Raw genomic sequence first — 5,808 nt, forward strand, 5'->3', positions numbered from 1 at the left:
GAACCGCACCCGCACAGCCCGCCCCAACGACACACGACCAGCCATCACAACCTCCGAACACAATCGGTGTTGCAACGACCCCGTGAACCCAAGGGCCTTGCCATGTCACGAAGATCGACCCTGCGCGGCTTCGCCGCCTTGGCTTCGCTCCTGCTCGTCGCGGTGTTGCCCGGCGCGGCCGATGCCGCCGCGGCCGCGCCACCGCCGCTTCCCTTCGTCTCCCAGCTCGACTTGTCCTGCTACCGGACCGAGGGCTACAAACCGCCACCGACGGCGGTCACCCTGAACCACCTCGATCCCGTACTCGCGGGACTGCCGACGGAGACGGTCGAACTGGGGGCACGCGAGCAATTCTGCGTGCCTGTCGCGAAGAACGGCGCCATCCCGCCGCCAGGGATCGTCGACTTCGTCCGCTGGGTGGATCTGTCCTGCTACCGGATCGAAGGCGGCACGAGGAACGTCCCGCTGACGCTGAGCCAGCTGAACCCTGTCGTGCGGAAGCTCGGGATCCAGGACGCCCAGGTGACCATGCTGTCGCCGGAGCAGTTGTGTGTCCCGGTCGCGAAGAACGGTGTCCTGCCGCCGCCGGAGATCCTGTCGTTCGTGCGACACGTCGACCTGGAGTGCTACGCCCTGCGCGTCCTCGGCATCCCCGGCCGTGCCTTCCCGTTGACGCTGGGGCATCTCAACCCGGTGCTGGCCGACCGGCCGAAGACGGACGTGAAGGTCGGCAACGCGCGGCAGCTGTGCGTCCCGGTCGCCAAACGCGGTGACGAGATCCCTCGGGAGGTGCTCAACACCTTGCAGTGGCTGGATCTGGCGAAGTACGACGTCAGCACCGGACCGAGCGTCATCGGACCGGTCTCGCTGAAGCTGACCCACCTGAACCCGGTGCTGGCGCACCTTCCCAGCGAGGAGGTCACCATCACCGAACCGGTCCAGCTCGGCCTTCCTGTCGCCAAGAACGGCAGGATCCCGCCGAGGGATTGAGCCGGCTCAGTTGATGCAGCCGGTGTCGTCGGAAGTGATCGGCTCGTCGGTCCGGACCCCGGCCGCCCCGCCGCCCGCGGACACGCCCGGTCCCTTGTAGACCTGTCCGAGCACGACCTGGACATGACCCGCCGCGACGGAAGCGACCTTCTCGGTTTCCAGACCGCCAAGCGCCTTCGCGATCTCCGTGGCGGGGCCGGACGCGTCGCTGAACCGGACGACGGAGGTGCGTCGTCCGGTGTCGGCCGTCGTGTCACCCTTGCCGAAGCCCTTCTCCGCCAGAAGATCCGAGACTCGGGCGGCCAGGCCGTCCTTGCCGCTCGCGTTGACGACGTCGACCTTGGGGCCGGCGGGCGCCTGCGGTGTCGTGGGCTGGACACCGATCAGGGACGCGGCGAAAGCCCGCACCTGGGCCGGGTCCACCTGCACGGCGGTCGCGGTCGGCTGCTTGGGGTTGTAGCGGTAGTCGGGGTTGACCACGGGGATCGTGTCGAAGGCGATGCCGCCGCCGGAGACGCCTCGCATCTGCCGGACGAAGTCGAGCAGGTCCCACGAGCCGTCGAGCACGACCGAACGCTTCACCGCGTCGATCAGTTCGGAGAGGCGGGCCGGGTTGGCGAGCGTCCCGGCGGAGAGCACCTGCTTCGCCAGCCCGGCGAGGAACACCTGCTGACGGCGCACGCGGTCGAGGTCGCTGCGGGGCAGATCCTCACGCTGGCGGACGAAGGCGAGCGCGTCGGCGCCCTGGATCGTCTGCTTGCCCGCCTTGAAGTTCGCACCGGACTTGACGTCCTTGGTGTCCCGCTTCAAGCACACCTCGACCCCGCCGACAGCGTTGCTGATGTCGTAGAAGCTCTGCAAGTTGACCTCGGCGAAGTGATCGATCTTGACGCCGGTGAGGTCCTCGACCGCCTTCAAGGTCGCCTTCCGCGCGGCCGTGATCGCCACCTTGTCGATCTCCGCCTTGTCGGTCTTGCCCGCCTCGCGCTGTGCACTCGCGGAAGCGAACTTGGCGTGACCGAAGATCCCGTTGATCTTGGTCTTGTCCTTCGACCCCGGCTCCGCGACAAAGGAGTCGCGCGGGATCGAGAAGGCCTTCACCGCCTTCTGGCCGTTGGGGATGCGGAGCACGATGAGCGTGTCGGTCAGGTCGTCGCCGTTCGCGCCCACCCGCAGCTCACGCAGCATCGCCGGATCCAGCGGCTCGCCCTGCTGGTTGGTCCGCGAATCACGCCCGACCAGCAGGATGTCCAGCGAACCGTCGGCGGGCTGCTCTCCCGGCTCCGGCGCCTCGATCACGTCTTCGCGGGTGACGCCGTCGAGCGACTCCAGCGTCGTGTATCCGTACGCGGTCCCGCCGAACACCGCCACCGCGAGAACGGCGACCAGGACCTTCCCCAGCTTGTGCACGTTCCTAGGACGCGCGGGAGGCCGTCATTGCTGCATAGGTGATCCACTTCACATCCGCAGATGCGACGCGCCGTTCAGATCGAGGATCGCGCCGGACGCCCAAGCGGCCTCGCCGGAAGCGAGGTAGAGCACCGCCGCCGCGACCTCCTCCGGCGTGCCGACCCGGCCGAACGGGCTCTGCTCGCGGAGGGCCTCGCCGCTCGCGCCTTCGAGCTTCATCGCGACCCTGTCCGTGGCGGTGAAGCCGGGTGCGACCGAGGTCACCGCGATCCCGTGCGGGGCGAGCGCGACAGCGAGCGACTGTCCGAGCGAGTGCAGCGCCGCCTTGCTCGCGCCGTACGCGGGGAACTCGGGCTCGCCCTTGAAGGCACCCCGCGAACCGATGTTGACCACGCGGCCGGCCGCGCCGCGCTCGATCATGTGCCGCGCCACGCAGTAGGTCACGTTGGCCGTGCCGAGCACGTTGACGTCGACCATCCGCCGCCAGATCCGCTGCCAGTCCGCATAGGACACTTCGGCGACCGGATGCGCCGATGCCGCAGACGGCGCGAAGGCGGCGTTGTTCACCAAGACGTCGACGCCGTCCACGGCTGCCTCGGCCTCGTCGGCGACCCGTCGCGCCACCTCGGGATCCGAGAGATCTCCCTGGACCAGCCCGTGGCCGGAACCGGGCAGGTCGGCGAGCGTCCGCTCGGCGTCCTCCCGCTTCGAGGCGTAGTGAACGGCGACACGGTCGCCCTTTTCCGCGAAGGCCCGCGCGATCGCCCGGCCGATGCCGCGCGACGCCCCGGTCACCAGAACTCCCATGGCGCCGACCTTAGTCAGCCGCCGAAGAGCTGGACCACCTTGCGGAACAGTTCGTAGACGCCGTAGGCGAACGGGAGCGCGACCCACAGCCACGCGAACACCATCAGCCCGGTGCGGGTGCGTTCTGGAGCCGGTTCGCTCATCGGGTCTCACTCCTCGCGGGCTCACCGGACGGCGCCGGCTCGTGGAACTTCGGGTTGACCGGCCGCACCAGTTCGTTGGCGACGAAACCGACGGCCAGCAGGCCGATCATGATGAACAGCGACGTCGTGTACAGGTCAGGGCCGACCTTGCCCGCGGACTTCTGACTGTCGGCGATGGCGTTGACGATGAGCGGCCCGAGCACCCCCGCCATCGACCACGCGGTCAGCAGCCTGCCGTGGATCGCGCCGACCTGGTAGGTGCCGAAGAGGTCCTTCAGGTACGCCGGGACGGTCGCGAAGCCGCCGCCGTAGAAGGACAGGATCAGCATGGCGCACAGGACGAACACGAGCTTCGAGGCGTTGGTGGTCAGCGCGATCACGAGGTACAGCAGGGCGCCCGCGCCGAGGTAGAGACGGTAGATGTTCTTGCGCCCCACCAGGTCCGAAGTGGACGACCAGACGAACCGGCCGAGCATGTTGGTCAGCGAGAGCAGCGCGACGAACCCGGCCGCGGCGGCGGTGCCGACCGGTGTCGAGGTCTCGCGGAAGAAGTCCGCGATCATCGGCGACGCCTTCTCCAGGATGCCGATGCCCGCGGTCACGTTGAAGCACAGGACCACCCAGAGGAGCCAGAACTGCGGCGTCTTGATGGCGTTGCGCGCCGACACGTTCGCGGTGGTGATCATCGCGTTGCCGTGCTCGGTCTTCGGCACCCAGCCCTTCGGCTTCCAGTCGTCGGCGGGCACCCGGATCAGCAGGATGCCGAGGCTCATGAAGACCGCGTAGACCAGGCCGTGCACGAGGAAGGCCGTCGCGACCGTCCCGATCGTCCACGGCGCCGTGCCCAGCATCTGCGAAGACCACGGGGACGCGATCAGCGCGCCGCCGCCGAAGCCCATGATGGCGATGCCGGTGGCCATGCCCGGCCGGTCCGGGAACCATTTGATCAGCGTCGACACCGGCGAGATGTAGCCGATCCCGAGCCCGATGCCGCCGACCCCGCCCCAGCCGAGGACGACGAGCCAGTACTGCGACGTCGCCACCCCGAGCGCGGCGAGCAGGAAACCCGAGCTGAAGCAGACCATCGAGACGAACATCGCCCAGCGCGGCCCGTTGCGCTCGACCAGCGTCCCGCCGAACGCCGCCGAAAGCCCGAGCATCACGATGCCGAGCTGGAAAGGCAGAGCGCTCTCCGTGCCGCTGAGCCCGAGGGTCTTCTCCAGCGGCGGTTTGAAGACGCTCCACGCGTACGCCTGCCCGATCGACAGGTGGACGGCCAGCGCGGCGGGCGGCACCAGCCAGCGGCTCCAGCCGGGTGATGCGACGATGCGGGAACGGTCCAGGAAGCCGACAGCCATCCGGCGCCTCCGTACTCTGAGGATGTGCACTGGGAATGTATTACTTAATTCCCGGCGTTGCAGTACACGACTGTCGAAGGACCGGCCAGAAAGGTGGACAAGTGGGCAGGGTGACGGTGCGCCGCCCGGTGCGGAAGATCTCCGCGACCAGGGACGTGCGACGGCCCGACGCGCTCGCGGCCGAAGAACCGCTGGAGATCCGCGTCGGCGGCAAGGCACTCGCGGTCACCATGCGGACACCCGGCAACGACGTCGAACTCGCGCACGGGTTCCTGCTGTCCGAGGGCGTGCTCACCACACGCGAGGACGTCGCGGTCGCCCGGTACTGCGACGGCGTCGACGACCAGGGCCGCAACACCTACAACGTCCTGGACATCGCGCTGGCCGAAGGGGTCGCTCCGCCGGAGACGGGCGTCGAGCGGAACTTCTACACCACCTCTTCGTGCGGTGTCTGCGGCAAGGCAGCGCTCGACGCGGTCAAGCTGCGAAGCCGCTTCTCACCGGAGAAGTCCGGGTTCACGGTGAGCACCGACGTGCTGGCGAAGCTCCCGGACACGCTGCGCTCGCACCAGAAGGTCTTCTCCAGCACCGGCGGGCTGCACGCCGCCGCCCTGTTCGACGGCGACGGGAACCTCGCCGTCGTCCGGGAAGACGTCGGCAGGCACAACGCCGTCGACAAGGTCCTCGGCTGGGCGTTGCAGGAGGGCCGGATCCCCGCGGCGGACACCGGTCTGCTGGTGTCCGGGCGCGCCTCTTTCGAACTGGTGCAGAAGGCCGCCATGGCCGGGATCGGCCTGCTGGCGGCGGTTTCCGCGCCTTCGTCGCTGGCCGCGGAACTGGCCGAGGAGAACGGCATGACCCTCATCGGCTTCCTGCGGGGCGAGAGCATGAACCTCTACAGCGGCGAACAGCGAGTACTCGGCCTCGACTGACTGCGTCGGTACAGGCCTCGTGAGTGGCGATTCGGGTTCTATTTGAGGGGTAAGGCAAACCTGGCGTGTTTGTTGGACGGTGTCGGTGACTCTGCGCGACACCGGGTCGTTGGCCTCGACTGTGTGGATTTTGGTGCGTTGGATGACCAGAAATCCACACAGTCCTGT

Annotated in this window: 6 protein-coding genes; 2 read left to right on the forward strand and 4 right to left on the reverse strand. The window is 68.4% G+C overall.

All coding sequences use genetic code 11. The annotated features are described in order from the left end of the window. The first annotated feature begins 102 nt into the window (after nucleotides 1–102). A complete protein-coding gene (locus ACZ6YV_RS44200; RefSeq protein WP_465515385.1) occupies nucleotides 103–990 on the forward strand; it encodes a hypothetical protein in 888 nt (295 codons plus the stop codon). Between the two features lie 6 nt (nucleotides 991–996). On the opposite strand, the gene ACZ6YV_RS44205 is transcribed toward ACZ6YV_RS44200, so the two are convergent. The 4 genes from ACZ6YV_RS44205 to ACZ6YV_RS44220 are packed head-to-tail and all read right to left on the reverse strand — an operon-like array spanning nucleotide 997 to nucleotide 4,708. Further along, nucleotides 997–2,400: an LCP family protein gene (locus ACZ6YV_RS44205; protein WP_465515386.1), complete on the reverse strand. Its 1,404-nt coding sequence runs from the start codon at nucleotides 2,398–2,400 to the stop codon at nucleotides 997–999. Nucleotides 2,401–2,448: 48 nt separating this feature from the next. Further along, a complete protein-coding gene (locus ACZ6YV_RS44210) occupies nucleotides 2,449–3,207 on the reverse strand; it encodes an SDR family NAD(P)-dependent oxidoreductase (protein ID WP_465515387.1) in 759 nt (252 codons plus the stop codon). A gap of 14 nt (nucleotides 3,208–3,221) precedes the next feature. Further along, nucleotides 3,222–3,350 carry an MFS transporter small subunit gene (locus tag ACZ6YV_RS44215; protein WP_465515388.1) on the reverse strand — a complete coding sequence of 43 codons (129 nt, stop codon included), beginning with the start codon at nucleotides 3,348–3,350 and terminating at the stop codon, nucleotides 3,222–3,224. Beyond that, nucleotides 3,347–4,708 (reverse strand): L-lactate MFS transporter, encoded by a 1,362-nt coding sequence (locus ACZ6YV_RS44220; RefSeq protein WP_378236568.1) that lies wholly within the window; start codon nucleotides 4,706–4,708, stop codon nucleotides 3,347–3,349. The genes ACZ6YV_RS44215 and ACZ6YV_RS44220 overlap by 4 nt, the downstream gene beginning before the upstream one ends. A gap of 101 nt (nucleotides 4,709–4,809) precedes the next feature. Here ACZ6YV_RS44220 and fdhD point away from each other — a divergent pair, with 101 nt between their 5' ends. Next, nucleotides 4,810–5,640, forward strand: a complete 831-nt coding sequence (gene fdhD, locus ACZ6YV_RS44225; RefSeq protein WP_465515389.1) for a formate dehydrogenase accessory sulfurtransferase FdhD — start codon at nucleotides 4,810–4,812, stop codon at nucleotides 5,638–5,640. The last annotated feature ends 168 nt before the right edge of the window (nucleotides 5,641–5,808 follow it).

The sequence above is a fragment of the Amycolatopsis sp. NPDC102522 genome (assembly GCF_055584485.1).

Bases quoted from the DNA above. Each gene is read 5' to 3' on its own strand.
- ACZ6YV_RS44220 (WP_378236568.1), bottom strand. From the start codon at position 4,708: ATGGCTGTCGGCTTCCTGGACCGTTCCCGCATCGTCGCATCACCCGGC.
- ACZ6YV_RS44215 (WP_465515388.1), bottom strand. From the start codon at position 3,350: ATGAGCGAACCGGCTCCAGAACGCACCCGCACCGGGCTGATGGTGTTC.
- ACZ6YV_RS44210 (WP_465515387.1), bottom strand. From the start codon at position 3,207: ATGGGAGTTCTGGTGACCGGGGCGTCGCGCGGCATCGGCCGGGCGATC.
- ACZ6YV_RS44200 (WP_465515385.1), top strand. From the start codon at position 103: ATGTCACGAAGATCGACCCTGCGCGGCTTCGCCGCCTTGGCTTCGCTC.